The 17,004-nt window shown below is 39.7% G+C and carries 11 protein-coding genes; 2 read left to right on the forward strand and 9 right to left on the reverse strand.

What is annotated here, in order from left to right; genetic code table 11:
• Window positions 1-83: 83 nt before the first annotated feature.
• Entirely contained in the window at window positions 84-2,813 is a 2,730-nt protein-coding gene (gene ppdK, locus KSX81_RS25675) for a pyruvate, phosphate dikinase (RefSeq protein WP_217725969.1), read from the reverse strand.
• A gap of 247 nt (window positions 2,814-3,060) precedes the next feature.
• On the opposite strand from ppdK, the gene rlmD reads away from it, so the two are divergent.
• Both rlmD and KSX81_RS25685 read left to right on the forward strand, forming a co-directional pair.
• Window positions 3,061-4,431 (forward strand): 23S rRNA (uracil(1939)-C(5))-methyltransferase RlmD, encoded by a 1,371-nt coding sequence (rlmD, locus tag KSX81_RS25680; protein ID WP_217622112.1) that lies wholly within the window; start codon window positions 3,061-3,063, stop codon window positions 4,429-4,431.
• A gap of 36 nt (window positions 4,432-4,467) precedes the next feature.
• The gene (locus tag KSX81_RS25685; RefSeq protein ID WP_004317963.1) at window positions 4,468-5,388 is read left to right on the forward strand and encodes an RluA family pseudouridine synthase; all 921 of its coding nucleotides are present in this window, start codon (window positions 4,468-4,470) and stop codon (window positions 5,386-5,388) included.
• A gap of 278 nt (window positions 5,389-5,666) precedes the next feature.
• Here KSX81_RS25685 and KSX81_RS25690 read toward each other — a convergent pair whose 3' ends face one another.
• From KSX81_RS25690 to KSX81_RS25725, 8 genes are all read right to left on the reverse strand, one after another.
• Window positions 5,667-7,025: a transposase gene (locus tag KSX81_RS25690; RefSeq protein WP_217726205.1), complete on the reverse strand. Its 1,359-nt coding sequence runs from the start codon at window positions 7,023-7,025 to the stop codon at window positions 5,667-5,669.
• 131 nt (window positions 7,026-7,156) lie between these two features.
• Window positions 7,157-8,629, reverse strand: coding sequence for a calcineurin-like phosphoesterase C-terminal domain-containing protein (locus KSX81_RS25695; protein WP_217725869.1), 1,473 nt, complete (start codon window positions 8,627-8,629; stop codon window positions 7,157-7,159).
• Entirely contained in the window at window positions 8,626-10,014 is a 1,389-nt protein-coding gene (locus KSX81_RS25700; protein WP_217725870.1) for an SGNH/GDSL hydrolase family protein, read from the reverse strand. Before KSX81_RS25700 ends, KSX81_RS25695 begins: the two co-directional genes overlap by 4 nt.
• 12 nt (window positions 10,015-10,026) lie before the next feature.
• Window positions 10,027-12,000 carry a glycoside hydrolase family 97 protein gene (locus KSX81_RS25705; RefSeq protein ID WP_217725871.1) on the reverse strand — a complete coding sequence of 658 codons (1,974 nt, stop codon included), beginning with the start codon at window positions 11,998-12,000 and terminating at the stop codon, window positions 10,027-10,029.
• Window positions 11,997-13,292 carry a family 10 glycosylhydrolase gene (locus KSX81_RS25710; protein ID WP_004307211.1) on the reverse strand — a complete coding sequence of 432 codons (1,296 nt, stop codon included), beginning with the start codon at window positions 13,290-13,292 and terminating at the stop codon, window positions 11,997-11,999. The genes KSX81_RS25705 and KSX81_RS25710 overlap by 4 nt, the downstream gene beginning before the upstream one ends.
• 17 nt (window positions 13,293-13,309) lie before the next feature.
• The gene (locus tag KSX81_RS25715; RefSeq protein WP_004307210.1) at window positions 13,310-14,785 is read right to left on the reverse strand and encodes a DUF5018 domain-containing protein; all 1,476 of its coding nucleotides are present in this window, start codon (window positions 14,783-14,785) and stop codon (window positions 13,310-13,312) included.
• 27 nt (window positions 14,786-14,812) lie between these two features.
• Window positions 14,813-15,256 (reverse strand): hypothetical protein, encoded by a 444-nt coding sequence (locus tag KSX81_RS25720; RefSeq protein ID WP_004307209.1) that lies wholly within the window; start codon window positions 15,254-15,256, stop codon window positions 14,813-14,815.
• A 26-nt stretch (window positions 15,257-15,282) separates the two neighbouring features.
• Entirely contained in the window at window positions 15,283-16,998 is a 1,716-nt protein-coding gene (locus tag KSX81_RS25725; protein ID WP_004307208.1) for a RagB/SusD family nutrient uptake outer membrane protein, read from the reverse strand.
• Window positions 16,999-17,004: the final 6 nt, after the last annotated feature.

A 17,004-nucleotide genomic window follows, 5' to 3' on the forward strand; every position in this document is an offset into this window, starting at 1 on the left:
CTCTATTGCAGCCTGCGCCACACAAAATGTATGGTGATAATCAATAACTTGACCGTTTGGTTTAAGCCTACAGTAAGCAATGATTATTTGTCAGTGTGCATGATTGCGGCTTGGGCCGCCGCCAATCTGGCAATCGGCACTCTGAATGGAGAACAACTAACGTAGTTCAAACCTACCCGGTGACAGAACTTCACTGAAGAAGGCTCACCACCATGTTCACCACAAATACCACATTTCAGATCCGGACGGATAGCACGGCCCTTTTCTGTAGCCATACGTACCAACTGTCCCACACCATTCTGATCGAGAACCTGGAACGGGTCTACTTTCAAAATCTTCTTTTCCAGATAAACAGGAAGGAAAGAAGCTATATCATCACGAGAATAACCGAAGGTCATCTGCGTTAAGTCATTTGTACCGAATGAGAAGAACTCGGCAGAAGAAGCGATACGGTCGGCAGTCAAAGCGGCACGCGGAATTTCGATCATTGTACCCACTTTGAAGTCAATGCTATCTCCTACTTCCTCAAACAACTTCTTAGCTTCCGCACGGATTACATTTTCCTGCTCCTTGAATTCATACAAGATACCAGTTAATGGAACCATGATTTCCGGATGAGTTTCCACTCCTTCTTTCTTCAATTCGAGTGCAGCACCCAAGATGGCACGTGTCTGCATCTGTGTAATTTCAGGATAAGTATTTCCCAGACGGCAACCACGGTGACCCAACATCGGGTTATGCTCACACAATGATTCTACACGTTGCTGGATATATTGCAGGCTCACACCCATAGTATCTGCCATTTCCTGCTGTCCCTTCAAATCATGAGGAACGAACTCATGCAAAGGAGGATCGAGCAAACGAACAGTTACCGGGCAACCAGCCATTGCTTTAAAGATGCCCTTAAAGTCTTCCTGTTGGTATGGAAGAATCTTAGCCAATGCTTTACGACGTCCTTCCGCATTTTCCGCCAGAATCATTTCACGCATTGCCTTGATCTTTTCACCTTCGAAGAACATGTGTTCCGTACGGCAAAGCCCAATACCTACTGCACCGAAGTTACGAGCCACTTCCGCATCATGAGGAGTATCCGCATTTGTACGTACCTGCAGACGAGTATACTTATCAGCCAGCGTCATTAATTCAGCAAAGTCACCGGAAAGTTCTGCAGCCTGTGTTTCTACCTTACCATTATAAACTACACCTGTACTTCCGTTCAGAGAGATATAATCGCCTTCTTTCAACACAACACCGTCAATTTCTACGGTACGGTTTTTATAATCGATATTCAATGCACCTGCACCTGATACACAACATTTACCCATACCACGAGCCACAACAGCAGCATGAGAAGTCATACCGCCACGAGCCGTAAGAATACCTTCGGCAACTGCCATACCGGCCAAGTCTTCCGGAGAAGTTTCGATACGAACCATTACCACACGTTTACCGGCAGCATGCCATTCAGCAGCGTCGTCAGCAAAGAACACCACCTGACCGGTTGCAGCACCCGGAGAAGCCGGAAGACCACGAGTCAACACTTTGGCTTTCTTCAAAGCATCCTTATCGAATACAGGGTGAAGCAATTCATCGAGTTTATTCGGTTCCACGCGCATCAAAGCAGTCTTTTCGTCAATCATGCCCTGACGGAGCAAATCCATAGCGATCTTCACCATAGCAGCACCTGTACGCTTACCGTTACGTGTCTGAAGGAACCAGAGTTTACCTTCTTGTACGGTGAACTCCATGTCCTGCATATCTTTATAATGATTTTCCAGTTTAGTCTGGAGAGCATCTAATTCTTTATAGATTTCCGGCATTGCCTCTTCCATGGAAGGGAACTTCGCTGCGCGAACATCTTCGGTCACACCAGCCAATACAGCCCAACGTTGAGAACCAATCTTGGTGATCTGTTGCGGAGTACGGATACCGGCCACTACGTCTTCACCTTGTGCGTTAATCAGATATTCACCATTGAAAAGGTCTTCACCCGTACCGGCATCACGTGAGAAACAAACACCAGTAGCCGAAGTTTCACCCATATTACCGAACACCATAGCCTGTACATTGACAGCTGTACCCCATTCATCAGGTATACTTTCCATCTTACGGTAAAGGATAGCGCGTTCATTCATCCATGAATCAAATACGGCACATATAGCTCCCCAAAGTTGTTCGTATGCACCAGTCGGGAAATCTTTTCCGGTCTGTTCCTTTACGGCAGCCTTAAATTTCTTTACGAGTTCCTGCAAGTCTTCCACTTTCAACTCGTTATCCAGTTCTACCCCTTTCGCTTTCTTCACCTCTTCAATGATTGCTTCGAACGGGTCGATATCATCTTTATTGGTAGGCTTCATGCCCAATACTACGTCACCGTACATCTGCACAAAACGACGATAAGAGTCCCATGCAAAGCGTGCATTACCTGTCTTACGGATAATACCTTCTACCACTTCGTCATTCAATCCCAAGTTCAGAATCGTATCCATCATACCCGGCATAGATGCGCGCGCACCGGAACGTACAGACACCAACAAAGGATTTTCAACGTCACCGAATTTAGATTTCATCAACGTTTCCACGTGAGTGATCGCTTTTACCACTTCATCTTTCAGTAGCTCAACCACTTTATCACGTCCTAACGTATTGTATTCCGTACAAACATCTGTAGTTATTGTGAATCCGGGAGGGACAGGAATTCCGATTAAATTCATTTCTGCAAGGTTGGCTCCCTTACCACCGAGCAAATTCTTCATGTCAGCCTTTCCTTCTGCCTGACCATTACCAAAGGTATAAACTCTTTTTTTATCCATAATATTGTGTTTAAAGTTACATTATGATTTTTTTCTGTTCGCAAATCTAAGGATATTTCGCAAACTTGAAAACTTTTTGCGAAAAAACTTTCTATCAAAATGCAATTTCGACATTACAATCCGGAATATTTCTGTATACCCGAATTTTTTCCAAAAAAAATACCTACTTTTGCAAAGTAATTATTAGACTGGTGTAAAAGTGGCAAGAAAGAAAAAAGAGCTTCCCTTATTGGAGAAGGTAACAATCATGGATGTGGCTGCCGAAGGAAAAGCCATCGCAAAAGTAAACGACCTGGTGATTTTTGTTCCCTATGTAGTGCCGGGTGATGTCGTAGACCTGCAAATCAAGCGTAAAAAGAATAAATATGCCGAAGCTGAAGCGGTGAAGTTTCACGAGCTGTCGCCCAATCGCGCTGTTCCTTTCTGCCAACACTATGGCGTATGCGGTGGCTGCAAGTGGCAAGTGCTCCCCTATTCGGAGCAGATCAGATATAAGCAAAAGCAAGTGGAAGATAATTTGAGACGTATCGGGAAAATCGAACTTCCCGAAATTTCTCCGATTCTCGGTTCTGACAAGACGGAATTCTACAGGAACAAACTGGAATTCACCTTCTCAAATAAACGCTGGTTGACAAACGAAGAAGTTCGTCAGGATGTGAAGTATGACCAGATGAATGCGGTGGGTTTCCACATTCCGGGAGCCTTTGACAAGGTGCTGGCTATTGAGAAATGCTGGTTACAGGATGATATATCCAACCGTATCCGCAACGCTGTACGTGACTACGCTTACGAACACGATTACTCTTTCATCAATCTGCGCACACAGGAAGGTATGCTGCGGAATATGATTGTACGCACCTCTTCAACTGGCGAACTGATGGTAATCGTCATTTGCAAGATTACGGAAGATCACGAAATGGAACTGTTCAAGCAGTTACTCCAATTCGTAGCGGACTCTTTCCCAGAAATCACTTCTCTTCTATACATTATTAATAATAAGTGCAATGACACAATCAATGATTTGGATGTGCATGTATTTAAAGGGAAAGATCACATCTTTGAAGAAATGGAGGGACTGCGTTTCAAAGTAGGACCGAAATCATTCTATCAGACCAACTCGGAACAGGCTTATAATTTATATAAAGTGGCCCGTGAATTTGCCGGATTAACAGGCAACGAACTGGTATATGACCTCTATACAGGAACGGGAACAATCGCCAACTTCGTATCACGCCAGGCTCGCCAGGTAATCGGTATCGAATATGTGCCGGAAGCTATCGAAGACGCAAAGGTAAATGCAGAAATCAATGATATCAAGAATGCATTGTTTTATGCCGGTGATATGAAGGATATACTGACGCAGGATTTCATCAATCAGCATGGACGCCCGGATGTAATCATTACTGATCCTCCTCGTGCCGGTATGCACCAGGATGTAGTTGATGTCATCTTGTTTGCCGAACCGAAACGGATTGTGTATGTAAGTTGTAATCCTGCTACTCAAGCACGGGATTTGCAATTACTCGATGAGAAATACAAGGTGAAAGCCATTCAACCGGTAGATATGTTCCCTCACACCCACCACGTAGAAAATGTGGTGTTGCTGGAACTTCGATAATCCGTGATGATAATAGAATTTCAAAAGAAAAAAGAAATGGGAAAAAGACCTAGAAGAACTCCTGCTGAAAAAGCACGTGCTCAATATACCAATTATGCAGTGAAAGAACCCATGGAACTAATGGAGTTCCTGGCTACCAAGATGCCGGACGCAAGTCGTACGAAATTAAAATCGTTGTTAAGCAAACGGGTTGTATTTGTTGATAATGTGATAACCACACAATTCAACTTTCCTCTTGAAGCGGGCATGAAAGTGCAAATCAGCAAACAAAAGGGAAAAAAAGAATTTAATAACAGACTGCTGAAAATCGTATATGAGGATGCCTATATCATTGTTGTCGAGAAGATGCAGGGACTTTTATCAGTCAATACAGAAAGACAGAAAGAGCGCACAGCCTATACAATACTTAACGAATACGTGCAACGTTCCGGACGTCAATTCCGTGTGTTTATCGTTCATCGCCTGGACAGGGACACTTCCGGCCTGATGATGTTTGCTAAAGACGAAAAAACACAGCGGACACTACGTGATAACTGGCACGATATCGTGACTGACCGTCGATATGTAGCTGTGGTGGAGGGAAGTATGGAAAAAGATTATGATACAGTCGTTTCCTGGCTGACTGATAAAACGCTTTATGTAAGTTCCAGTGAATATGATGACGGTGGATCAAAATCTATTACCCACTATAAGACCATCAAACGTGCCAACGGATATTCTCTGTTGGAACTCGATTTGGAAACCGGCCGAAAGAATCAGATTCGTGTACACATGCAAGATTTAGGACATCCTATTATCGGTGATGGAAGATATGGAAGAGAAGATGCTCCCAACCCTATCGGACGACTGGCACTCCATGCTTTCAAACTTTGTTTCTATCATCCGGTAACGGGAGATTTGATGGAGTTCGAGACACCTTATCCGGCGGAGTTTAAGAAGTTGTTTCTGAAAAAATAAATTCCTATATTCAAAAATAAAGCCAGAATCATAATCGACTCTGGCTTTATTTTTAGGGATATTCAGTAAATGTTCCTCTTTCTAAAAAATCAAGAGAAAAGCTTTGCTTTACGTGAGCTTTTCTCTTGATTTTTTCGTTCAACTCTCCCAGTCTTCTATCTTTTTTGTACAATATTGTTTACATATTCTTGTTTTTTCCTTCCCACCCTTGCATTATGTACATGTCTTTTTTAGGGGAAGTTAAAACCTCTCCTGTTTTTCCTGTTATTTTAGTCAGATTATGCTGCCTTTCTTTTTTTCTTTTCGACCTTTTCTATCATACATACCGCATTGGCTGTATGTATCCCAAAGAAAATCCAAAGTACTTCCGTTTTCCTGTTTCTAGCTTTTATCCTGGCCAGTGAGTAATGTTGTTTCTGCGTTCCAAAACTTCCTTCCAGGCGGGTAGCTCTTTCACGGCTGAGTTCCGACCGTAAGATTTTCCGAAGCGGCTCATCTTTGGCAGCTCTGCCCTTACGCTTAAAGGAAGTACTTATATGATATTTTGTACAAAATTTCCGGTTGGCATTATTGGCATAGATTGAATCCGCCGCAAGCGCCTTAACCCTGACCCCGGTCAGTTGTTGTTGCAGATGAATACAGTCTTTCAAACGTACTCCTTCGTTAAAAGCCTTAAAGGAGATATGTTCTATAAAGGAGATTCCGTCTATCTGTATATTGTTGACTTTGGCTCCGAATTCAACGGATTTGGTTTCCTTGCCTCTGATAATGGGACGAAGGTAATGCCGGTCGATACTCACGATACGGTTGGACACTTTTTTGCCTGCAAATAAATTTTTCCCTTGCTCAAGGACTGTCTGTATGACCGAGAAACGTCTTTGGTAATCAGAGGATAGTGTAAGCCTGTTCCTGTAGGATGAATGAAGCTGCTCCAGCTGGTCAAGTAACTTTTCCAATAACTGAAGTAACCTTCGTGTAATCATACGAGTCTGTGATTTCTTGCGTTTACGCAGTTTGCTATAAGCAAGATAGGCACGGCGTACATCAAGATACTTGTTACGGGGACGTTGTATGTGCAAGGTCTGGCAATGTTTGCACAGATGACGATGAAGCCATACAATACCTTCCCATAAGAGTTTGGTATCAGTAGGAAAGCGCAGATGACTTTCATAACAGGTGGCATCGGTCATACAGACATGAAGGTTCTCAAGATAAGGTTTCCAATGCTCGGCAAGAATGAGCTGGAGGGACTCAATATCAAGGCGATCCGCTAGTTCCTGACGAATTGCACTGACGATTTTAGGATTGGTCAGTGGATGAAGCGGATCAATCTGAATACCACAAAATAACTGGTAATGAATATTACCGTTTAAATGCTCAATCAGTTGTGCATCGGAAAAGTTGGTATAGGACTTCAAGACCATCAAGGCTATTTTACCTTCGGGAGAAAAATAACTTTTACGCCCCAAAGGAGAGGACTTCAAATGCATTTGTCGGGCCAGTTCCGAGAAAGGGAACAGAGAATGGAGTCGACCTAATTCACTCGTTGCAAAACTTTGACGATATTTTTTAAGCATATCGAACTCGGTAAAACCTAAACAAGGTTCGATTTCTGAGATTTTTTGTATCTTTACCATGTGTTTTTATTTTTAATTCCCCCCGTTTTGGCCGTCAAACCGTTTTTGGGGGGGAATGCTTAAAGATACAAAAAAGGCAACTAACTCGCAATGAATTAGTTGCCTTAAATTTTATTATTTTAGGAATATCCCTATTTAGATTGCTGCATTTTGCGGGTATATACATTACCACAATGATCTATAACTTCTACTCGTATTTCGGAATCCTTCGTTTCAGGAACCGCATAAAACAAGTGTTCGGTAATGTCCGCTCCCAAATACTTATGTTTGAATGTAGAACTATTTTTCTCGCAGTATTCATAAATAGCAGGATCGTATCCGGAAAAACGGGTCATTTCCCCCTTGTCAATACCATTTTCATACCATTTCACTTTCCAGGTTGAATCGTAATTCCAAACATTTGCTACAACTGCCTCCTTTTTATTACGACTGGCACCTACCGGATAAAGCTCGAATTGATAGTCTTTGTCTTTTCCTACACATTTGTAATACCAGTTGACTTTGCCTCCGTCAAACTCGTAAACGGCATATCCGCCCGGAGTTCCGTCACAAGCCCAGGGAGCTTGCCAAAACAGTGTTGACAAGGGAGCATGTACATGTTCGTAAAGATTGTCTGCCAAAACATAATTTTCATTATAGTGCTCATGCCCCGACATGATATGGGTATTGTAAGGTTTTAGCAGCTCATACAAATGAGAACGGTTGTTCATGACTTTCATAGTAGACTCTTTTCCCCATTCTTTCCGACGTGCTTCTCTTGAATATGTAGGAATATGCATGGCAACTACTACTGTAGATCCCGGAGTGACTTGTTTCAAATCCTGTTCCAGCCACTGAAGTTGCTGCTCGGTGAGATAACCAACATATAAATAGCTTTTTGCAATAAAGAAAATATCATCAAGAACAACATAATGTATATCTCCTCTATTAAATGAATAATAAGTGGGACCATAATAAGATTTGTAAGTAGTACGGGCATGCTCATTAGAACGTACGTTTAAATCTAAATCATGATTTCCAATTACATAGAAAAAGGGAATTTCCGTTTCAGCTATTGCATCTATCATCGGTGCAAAGTAACTGGGCTTTTTATTGATGTCACCGATAATGTCTCCACAGACTATTCCATAGGCAGGAATCCCCTGATAATTAGTTGCCAACAGTTCTTTTACATCTTTTGAAGCCTGCTGTACTTGTGGCATTTCTTCATCGAAATAGACTTGTGGGTCAGCCCATACCACCAAAACGTGCTTTTTGTTGTCAGTAGATGATGGTGTCAGTTCAAAATCAAAATGCACTTTTTTTGAAGGTTGAGCAGGTACTTTTTGAAAGAACGCAGGAACTTTACCTTTCATCGGAATATTATAGCCATCAGGAAGGGTGATGTAAATGTATTCTGCATTAGAGGTACTTGATATGGAATATCGTCCCTTGTCATCCGTAAGGACAATTTGTGTACCATCTGTAACAGGTACATTAGCAATTCCCTTACCTCCGGACAGTACTTTCCCATAATAGACCACGGGAGTAGTGATTGCCTGCACACTGAAACAGGAAAAACTCCATTGTAACAAGCTTAAAAGCAATAATAGTCTTAAATTCATTCTTTAATCCTTTCTATTTTAATCAAACGTGTGAGAGGCTTGTTTATTTTATATATTTGAGTTATCAACTGGTCTATTTCAGCTTGCCAGGCTTCACGTATCTGTGGAAACATGGCTTGGGTGTAATTGGTATATAAATACTTCACTAAATAGTGACTTTCCCGCTCCGCTTTGGCAGCATCAAGAGCAGCTTTATTATCTGCGAAAAGTAATCCTCTATGCTTAAAAAAGACATACTGCATAGCCATATACTGTCGTAAACGTTTTTCTATAGCACATCTTTCCTCATTCAGATACATGATAGACAGGCTCTGTTGGTATTGGGGCGTGCATGTTATTTCAGCCAGATTAATTCCTTTACTCAATTCATTGCCGTCCCAGCGTCCTATTTCTGTTCCATCAATAGTCACTCGGAAATTTCCATGCAAATCGGTCACTTTCATTATTTCCTGATTCATTTCCTGCATAAAGGGAATTTGTCTGACAGCATCCCGGGCTGTACCTTTTGTTCCCCAACGAGGAATAGTGTCGACAGGAAAGGGCAAAGAACGGGATAAATAGCTGAAAGATATTGTGTCATTTTCGTTCTTTATATGAGTTATTCGACAATTTCTCTCTTCCATTGCTTTCCTGTTAGTTGCATTGATATGAAAATAAGCGACTTCTTTTCCTGCAAGTCCCTGTGCTTTTAAGAACAAATACGCCATTACCATGTGGCCGTCTTTATCCGGATGAATTCTGTCACCTCCACAGAAAGTAGCTGTAGAATCAGACTGCTGAATCTCCTTATTCAGCTCACACATCACTGTATTGAAATTAACAAATCCCCATCCTCGCTTTTGGGCAACTTCTGCTTGCATTTCAATAATTCTTTTGATCGTCTCATTCTTTCCATGTAAAGTTTCCACTCCTTCCAATTTCACATTCTCATCATAGGGAGAAGAACCCAAAAGTACTACGTTTTTTATTTTCTTGTCTGCAAGAATCTGCTGTTGTAGTTTTCCAAACTCTGTGTTAGCGTATTCTACCTGTTTATTCGCGTACTTATCATATCCGGGCTTATTATATCCGTCATATCTGGAATCATTCATTCCAAAGGAACAAACCAGATAAGTTGGCTTTTTAATTTTAATATCTGAATCGAAACGAAAAACCATGTGGCTCACACAATCACCACCGATTCCTCCATTATAAATACGAAGAGGCAATTCGGGGAAGTGCGTCATATAATACAGCCATATATAAGAATGATAATGGCCTCCTTCCGTTATACTATTTCCGAGAAAGACAATTCTGTCATTGGCTTTAAATGATGGAATTTGCTGTGCACTTACGGGAAATAATAAAATGCAACAGATATATAATATGAATAGTATTTTTTTCATTGCTCAATCTTTCTATTCAACAGGAGTCAGAATTGCTGCCCAACCACCACCTTTGGCCATTGTGACATTGATTGAATCACCTTTTGAAACTATTACCTCTTCTGTTCTAAAATCCGATGCATAAACATCTGCATTCACACCATCTTTGAAAACTTCCATTTTATATTTGTCTGCCTCAAGAAAATCCAGTTTTACTTCAATGCTGCGGGCATTCCAGTCTGTCAGACCTGCCAAATACCAATTCTTCCCATTTTTACGAGCAATCACCAATTGTTCTCCGATTTTGGCTGTTATCGCTTTGGTATCGTCCCAAGTGGTAGGTATACGGGAGATAAAGGAAGCAAATTCAGGAGCTTTATAATAGTTTGAAGGAGAATCTGCTAACATTTGTAACGAGCTTTCATACACTACATATAAGGCTGCTTGATGGGCACGCGTACCTAAACTGATCGGATGCACGAAATTGATGTAAAAATCTTCTGCTGTCGCATTGTTTACTGCACCAGGCGTATAATCCATCGGACCGGCTACCATTCTAGTGAATGGAAGTATCAGGTCATGTACCGGATTAATATCTCTTGAATCTTTATCGTGCTCTAATCCCAGTACACCTTCAAAAGTCATCACATTGGGGTATCTCTTTTGTAAGCCGGAAGGTTTGAAAGAGCCATGAAAATCAACGAGTAATTTACGGTCCATAGCCGCTTTTCCTACACGCTCGTAGAAATTAACCATATATTGATCCGAACGTTGCATAAAATCGACTTTTATACCTTTGATTCCCCATTTTTCATAAATATCCAGAATTCCTTCCAAATCTTTATCCAGCGGGTTCCACAAAGTCCATAATACAAGGCCAACGTTTCTTTCCTTTCCATATCGTACAAGTTCCGGGATATTAAGTTCGGGGATTGCTTCTTTAATATTCCAAGTCCCGGCTGACCATCCTTCATCTAATAAAATATATTCAATTCCGTATTTTGAAGCGAAATCAATGAAATATTTATAAGTATCAGTATTCACACCTGCCTTAAAATCTACTCCATATACATTGAGTGTACTCCACCAATCCCAAGAGATCTTTCCGGGTTTAATCCATTCTGTATCTTGAGTGACAGATGGAGAGGCCAATTGATATACTAAGTTGTTTTCAATTACTGCTTTATCATCCTCGTTAATCATTAATACACGCCAAGAGAAGGCTCTTGTTCCTTCAGTCTCAGCGATGTAAGAGGCCTTCTCCAGCAATACTTCATCACGGTCAGTACCTTCTTTTAGTGCACTTTTTAAAACTACAGGAGGAAATTCGCCGGACAGTGTGTTGTTGCGATTACCTGTCAGAAATAGATTAGGATAATCGGAAAGATCGGATTCCATAATAACAATCTTTGTACCTTTAGGAGTAGAAAGATAAATTGGCAGATAGCCTTTCATCTCTTTTGTAAGAGATTCTAATTTTAATTCATCAAAAATAGCTTCACAATGGGTAATATATTCTTGATTTTTTTCTCTTGGCCAATATGCTTTGCAACCATCAATCAAATTAAGTTCAACAGTTTCACTGTTTACAATAATGGGGGATTGTTTTAGTACAGTCTCAAAACGATAGGCAGCCCCATTGTTATACACCCTGAATATTATATTATAATCACCTTTACAAATTAAAGTTAACTGGGTATATTGGTCTCTGATAGTTTTCTGTTTAACTGGTACAACTGCAATTTGTTCCGCATTGATCTTGTCGACTTTTGCGTTGATAACAACCGGGTTTATACCCGGTTGTATTTTTAATCCCTCAATATTCATTTGTATGGCACTAGGTGTCAATATACGTTCTCCGTTGTAGTCAATACTCCAAATCAATTGTTTATCAGCTGTTATTGAAACTTTGATTTTGTTATCTGGAGAATGAACAATATATTTTTTTGCGTGAACCGATATACATATACCTATTGTACATAATAGAATAAATATTTTTTGTTTCATTTTTCTATACGCTTAATGGCCTCTTTAATGTCAGCCCAAGAATTATTATTAATTACATGAGAAATCTCGAATATCATCAATCCATCTGTTCTTTTCATGCAGAGGTAAATAGCATCAGACAGACCTGTACTGTTATACTGGTATGACTGAATAGAACCATATACTTTACAATCTCCCTTTATATAATCATCATATGTATTGACAAAGTTCTCTACAGACCATACAGAGTTAGGATTATCCTTTATCCATACGGCCTCCGCATATGCTCCTAACACAAATACGTCCAATTGATTTGCAAACCCTGTTTCATTATACTTTTCTGTATATCTTATGCCTGGATCTGGAATATATTTTTTACTTGCCCAGTTCTGTCCGACACTATAGCGTGACCCCCAATCTGCGGATGCCCATAATTGAATTTCCATATCCGGATTAATGGTTTTGACTTTTGAACGGATATTGGTAATTAGGTTAGTGATACACATAGAGCGAAACTCAATCCAGTCTTTATATAATGTCCCGATACCTCCACTAGCAGTGATTATATCATTTTTATTTGTCACACTCTTACCACTATATGTTTCGAATGCACGAATAGTAGCATCGCTAAAGCCATAGTTTCCACCATACCAACGACAATAATCCAGACTAATACCTTTCAGCTTGGGATATTTAGTAACAATTTCTTCTACAATGGAAATAACAAACTCTTGAACTTCCGGTAGACATGGATTTAACATTGCTGCATCGACATCTTCCTGATCACGTATATCCACCAATTGAGTAGGATCATTATTTTCCGGTAACATAACTTGCGTTTTTCCGTCCCATCTGCTATCCTCATATATCGGCCCTTCTTTCCCTTTTGTATAACCATAGCCCATGGCTGAAATAGTTGCTATGACATCAATATCCAAACGTTCCGCTTCTTCCAACCAAAAACCTAAATAATCGAAATCACGGTTTACGATCTCATCTCCCCATTTAGTTAGTGGAGCTAGAATATCGCTATCATACAGGGCATATCCTATACCAGGTTTTACATCAAGATAAATTTCGTTAAAGCCTGTATCTTTTATTTTCTCCAGATATGAAGTAATTGCATCTTTTGTTGCAAAACGACTCAAATTAGCATGTGCATCAATCCATATCCCTTTGGGCTTATTAATTTTTTCTTCTGATTCATTAGGTGACAAAGGTATTTCCTTTTCATCATTGTTATCTAAGGTTGTTCCATCCGAGTGGCATGCTGTCAGACAACCAAGGGCAAACATTAGCAAATATTTTCTCATAATATATAATTTTATTTCTATTCAAAACAAGTCATTTTATAAGTATAAAGTCCGTATCTACCAAACCAAACTGACAGATAAGCTTCCTGTTGTTCTTCATCCCAATACCAATCAACCCACTCACCGAAACTCCATCCACGGCTAATATCACCTACTGCGATATTTAGATTTTCATGGGCTAGTTCTTGTAAGTTAGATGTTAATACAGCAGCAGCGAACCAGAAGGAAGTGCCGCTTGTTACCGTAACATAAGTTTTACCATTGATAGGAAGGGCGGAAACTATCGGACAGCGACCTCCTCCACGAGTTGTAGTAAACCCTGTTCCTACCCACCAAGCTTGTAATGTACTTTGCCAGAGTGGTGGCATTGTGAACAGTGTTGAACCTGCGAATGAATTCACATAACAATGAACGCTATTTGCCGCACCTGCTGTACCCTCTGCATCACCTATTACAAAATTAGGTTGATCTGAATCATCTATAGGAGAAATCATTTGGAATTGACTGCAATCACTACTTACGTACCCCGTTTCTATGGTAGAATATGTAGATGCCAAATGACCATCAGTTACCTTTATACGGTAGTGCGTACCTGCAGCATCACGTGGAGCCAATGCTGTAATCCATGCGTTAGTCGTAATATCTCCAGCTACCTGAAAATTATTCGACAAGTCACTGGTTGGTGCCATATTTACATTAATTTTGCCTATGGAAATAGGGGTATCGGATGGCTTGGTCCAATAAAAGAATTCAGTTTCATCATTAGTCACTACTGCTGCCACACACCTTCCTCTATAATCTGATGTAATCATCTTGATATTGGTTAATGATATAGAACCAATATTTAATGAACCAGCATCATTTAGGGTCATTTTATCTACCACCTTTATGCAATAAGGTGAATTAACATCAATGTCTATATATGCCCGTGACAACAAAACGATATAATTTCCACAATATGCATGATACATTTGTAGATCACCATATTCTACGGCACTCTTACCTGTATTATAACCTTTTAATTCTCCTGGATAGCCTAACTCTGTAAATATTTTATGAGCCCCCACTTCTGCGTAGCTAAAGCCGGCTCCATAAGGTAGTTTATCAGATACTCCCCAAGTAACAATGTACTCACGTGTTGTGGAGTGATCCTCCGATGTTACTGTATATTTTACACCACCCTCTTGTGCGAAATTTTGTGGTAAGCTGGGGTCTGGTGTCACCGTAGATCCTTTAGACAAGTAAAATGTTGGTATAGCAGATTTTAACTCTTCTACAGCATCGAGGTAAGGAGATACTTTAATTGTTATTGTATTATCATCACCTATAGATGAATTGAACACAGTTCCACTTGTCCCTTTGACTTTAAAAGATATCATTATCTTAGCCTCATGCCCTAATTTCTCACTAAGAGATTCATCCTTACAAGAAGTTAGGGATAAAATACAACTCATGATGATTCCTAATAGGAATATTAAATTTAGTTTTTTCATCTTGTAGTTTATTAGATTTGATTCTTATTATTCATAATAACCTCTAACACGATAACGCCGTGTTGTTCCAACTCCTGATTTTACAGTAATAATAATACCATCACCTGTAATATCATGCCTTCCACTTAATGATGGAGTGATAATTTCATCATACGTCAATGTCGCAGTTAAGTATATATTAGTTAAATCTATATCTTTCTCCAAGGTTTGAGGAATAGCGAATATGATCAAACCATAACCACCTTCTATATCTTCCTGATTAAAACTTCCGGTCATCAGCTCATCGTTTGCATTATATTCATAAATAGCGCCTTGGAACTCACCACCTCCATGTGATGCTTTACAAATCATCTGTGAAATGGTATTTGTACGATGCACAAATTCTTCATCAGCTTTAGCACAACTGTATGTCAAAACGACCATTGCTAAAATTCCTAATATCCATGTTTTTATTTTATATGTAGTTCTCATATCAACTCTTAATTATATTGTTTTAATTACCAGTAGGGATTATTCTCACATAGCTTATTATTTGCCGTTTCTGATGTAGGTAGTGAGAAATAATAATATTTTTCGAGAAAAATGCGAGGTGTTCCTCCATCACATTCAACTTTTTCATAAGAAAAAGTTGAATCATCATTTTTTGTAATCTTTATTCCATGTGCATTTTGTCCGTTGATTATATTTTCAGCAAGTTTCCAACGTCGAAGATCCCAATACCGGAAGCCTTCACCTGCTAACTCTACACAACGTTCTTTACGTAACAGTTTCATAAATGATTCTTTGTCTGGAGCATCGGTAGTAGTTTTATCTGGTAGATTCACTCTATTTCTCACTTCATTTAGTGCTTCTAATGCTTCATTCTTATATTGATCATAATTTAACTGGGCATATGCTTCTGCTTTATTTAAGAGAACTTCGGCATAACGTAATACGACATCATATTGATAACTGTGTTTTGTTATATAGTCCGAATAACCTTCTTGTAGATATTTTCTCAGATAATACCCTGTACAAGTGTGAGCATTAGTACTACCACTTTGAGTAAATTCTACGAATCCATCACTTCCTCCTACATAGGTCTGAATTGTTCTTCCTTCCCATTGACATCCATTATACATAATTGTTGCATGGAAACGTGGCTCACGGTCAGTATAAGGATCTTCGTGCCCTTCACTTTTATAAGTGTCCCAGTCAAAGATACTTCCATCTTGAAATTCATACAAATCTGCGAGTTCTGCTGTTGGAACATGTTCAGCGTATGCGTTACCATGTACGGCTATATCGCCAAAGGGGCGATTATATAAATCATAATTGTGAGTGACACTTCCTTCTTGATAATATAATGCAAATAAGATTTCTTTAGAGTTATCTTGCTTACCGTCTACCTGAAAAATCTTAGCATAATCTTTCGCCAAATCACCTCCCAATTCTTTTACTTTATTTGCTGCATCAATAGCTATTTGCCATTTTCCTGCATATAATGCCATACGTGAAAGTAAACCGTATGCAGTACTTTTTGTTGCGCGTCCTTTCCATTTGTTAGGTTCGGCATCAGTTCCCCAAGTAGCAGGTAAATGTTCTGCAGCCCACTTTAGCTCTTCAAGCACAAAATCCCAACTTTCAGCTTCTGTTATGCGCTTTTTATTTATATCCGCATCATATAATCCATCATCTACACCTCCGCTTGTCCCAGAAATATCTGTCCGGAGAACTATTCCGCCATATACACGAATTAAACGATAGTATGAAAATGCACGACAGAGACGTGCTTCTGCACTACGAATATCGCACCACTCTTGTCCGAAACTAGAAACTCCATAACGTTTAATATCGTTTAATAAGACATTAGCACGCCGAATTCGTTCATAATAAACATCAGCCCAACATTCGAAAGCGCCTGCACTTCCAGACGAGAAAGAGCTAGCTTGTAATAAAGCCTTATTATACGTATGTGTGTATTGATCGTAAGAAGTCGACTTCATTAAATCTGAATAACTATCATAAAATACTTTGCGACTATTACCCACTTGTGAGACGTCTGTAAATGTTTTATATGATGCTGTAACATACATGTCGGCTGCTGTTTCAGAGCTCCAAATAGCTTGATCTGATAATGACGATGTGTCATTTATATCTAATACATTGCATGAGGATAGTTCTAAACTGGCAGCAACGATAATTATTAAACTTTTTATTGTTATTCCTTTCATATTGAT

It is taken from the genome of Bacteroides sp. MSK.18.37 (assembly GCF_019129155.2).
GTDB lineage: Bacteria > Bacteroidota > Bacteroidia > Bacteroidales > Bacteroidaceae > Bacteroides > Bacteroides ovatus.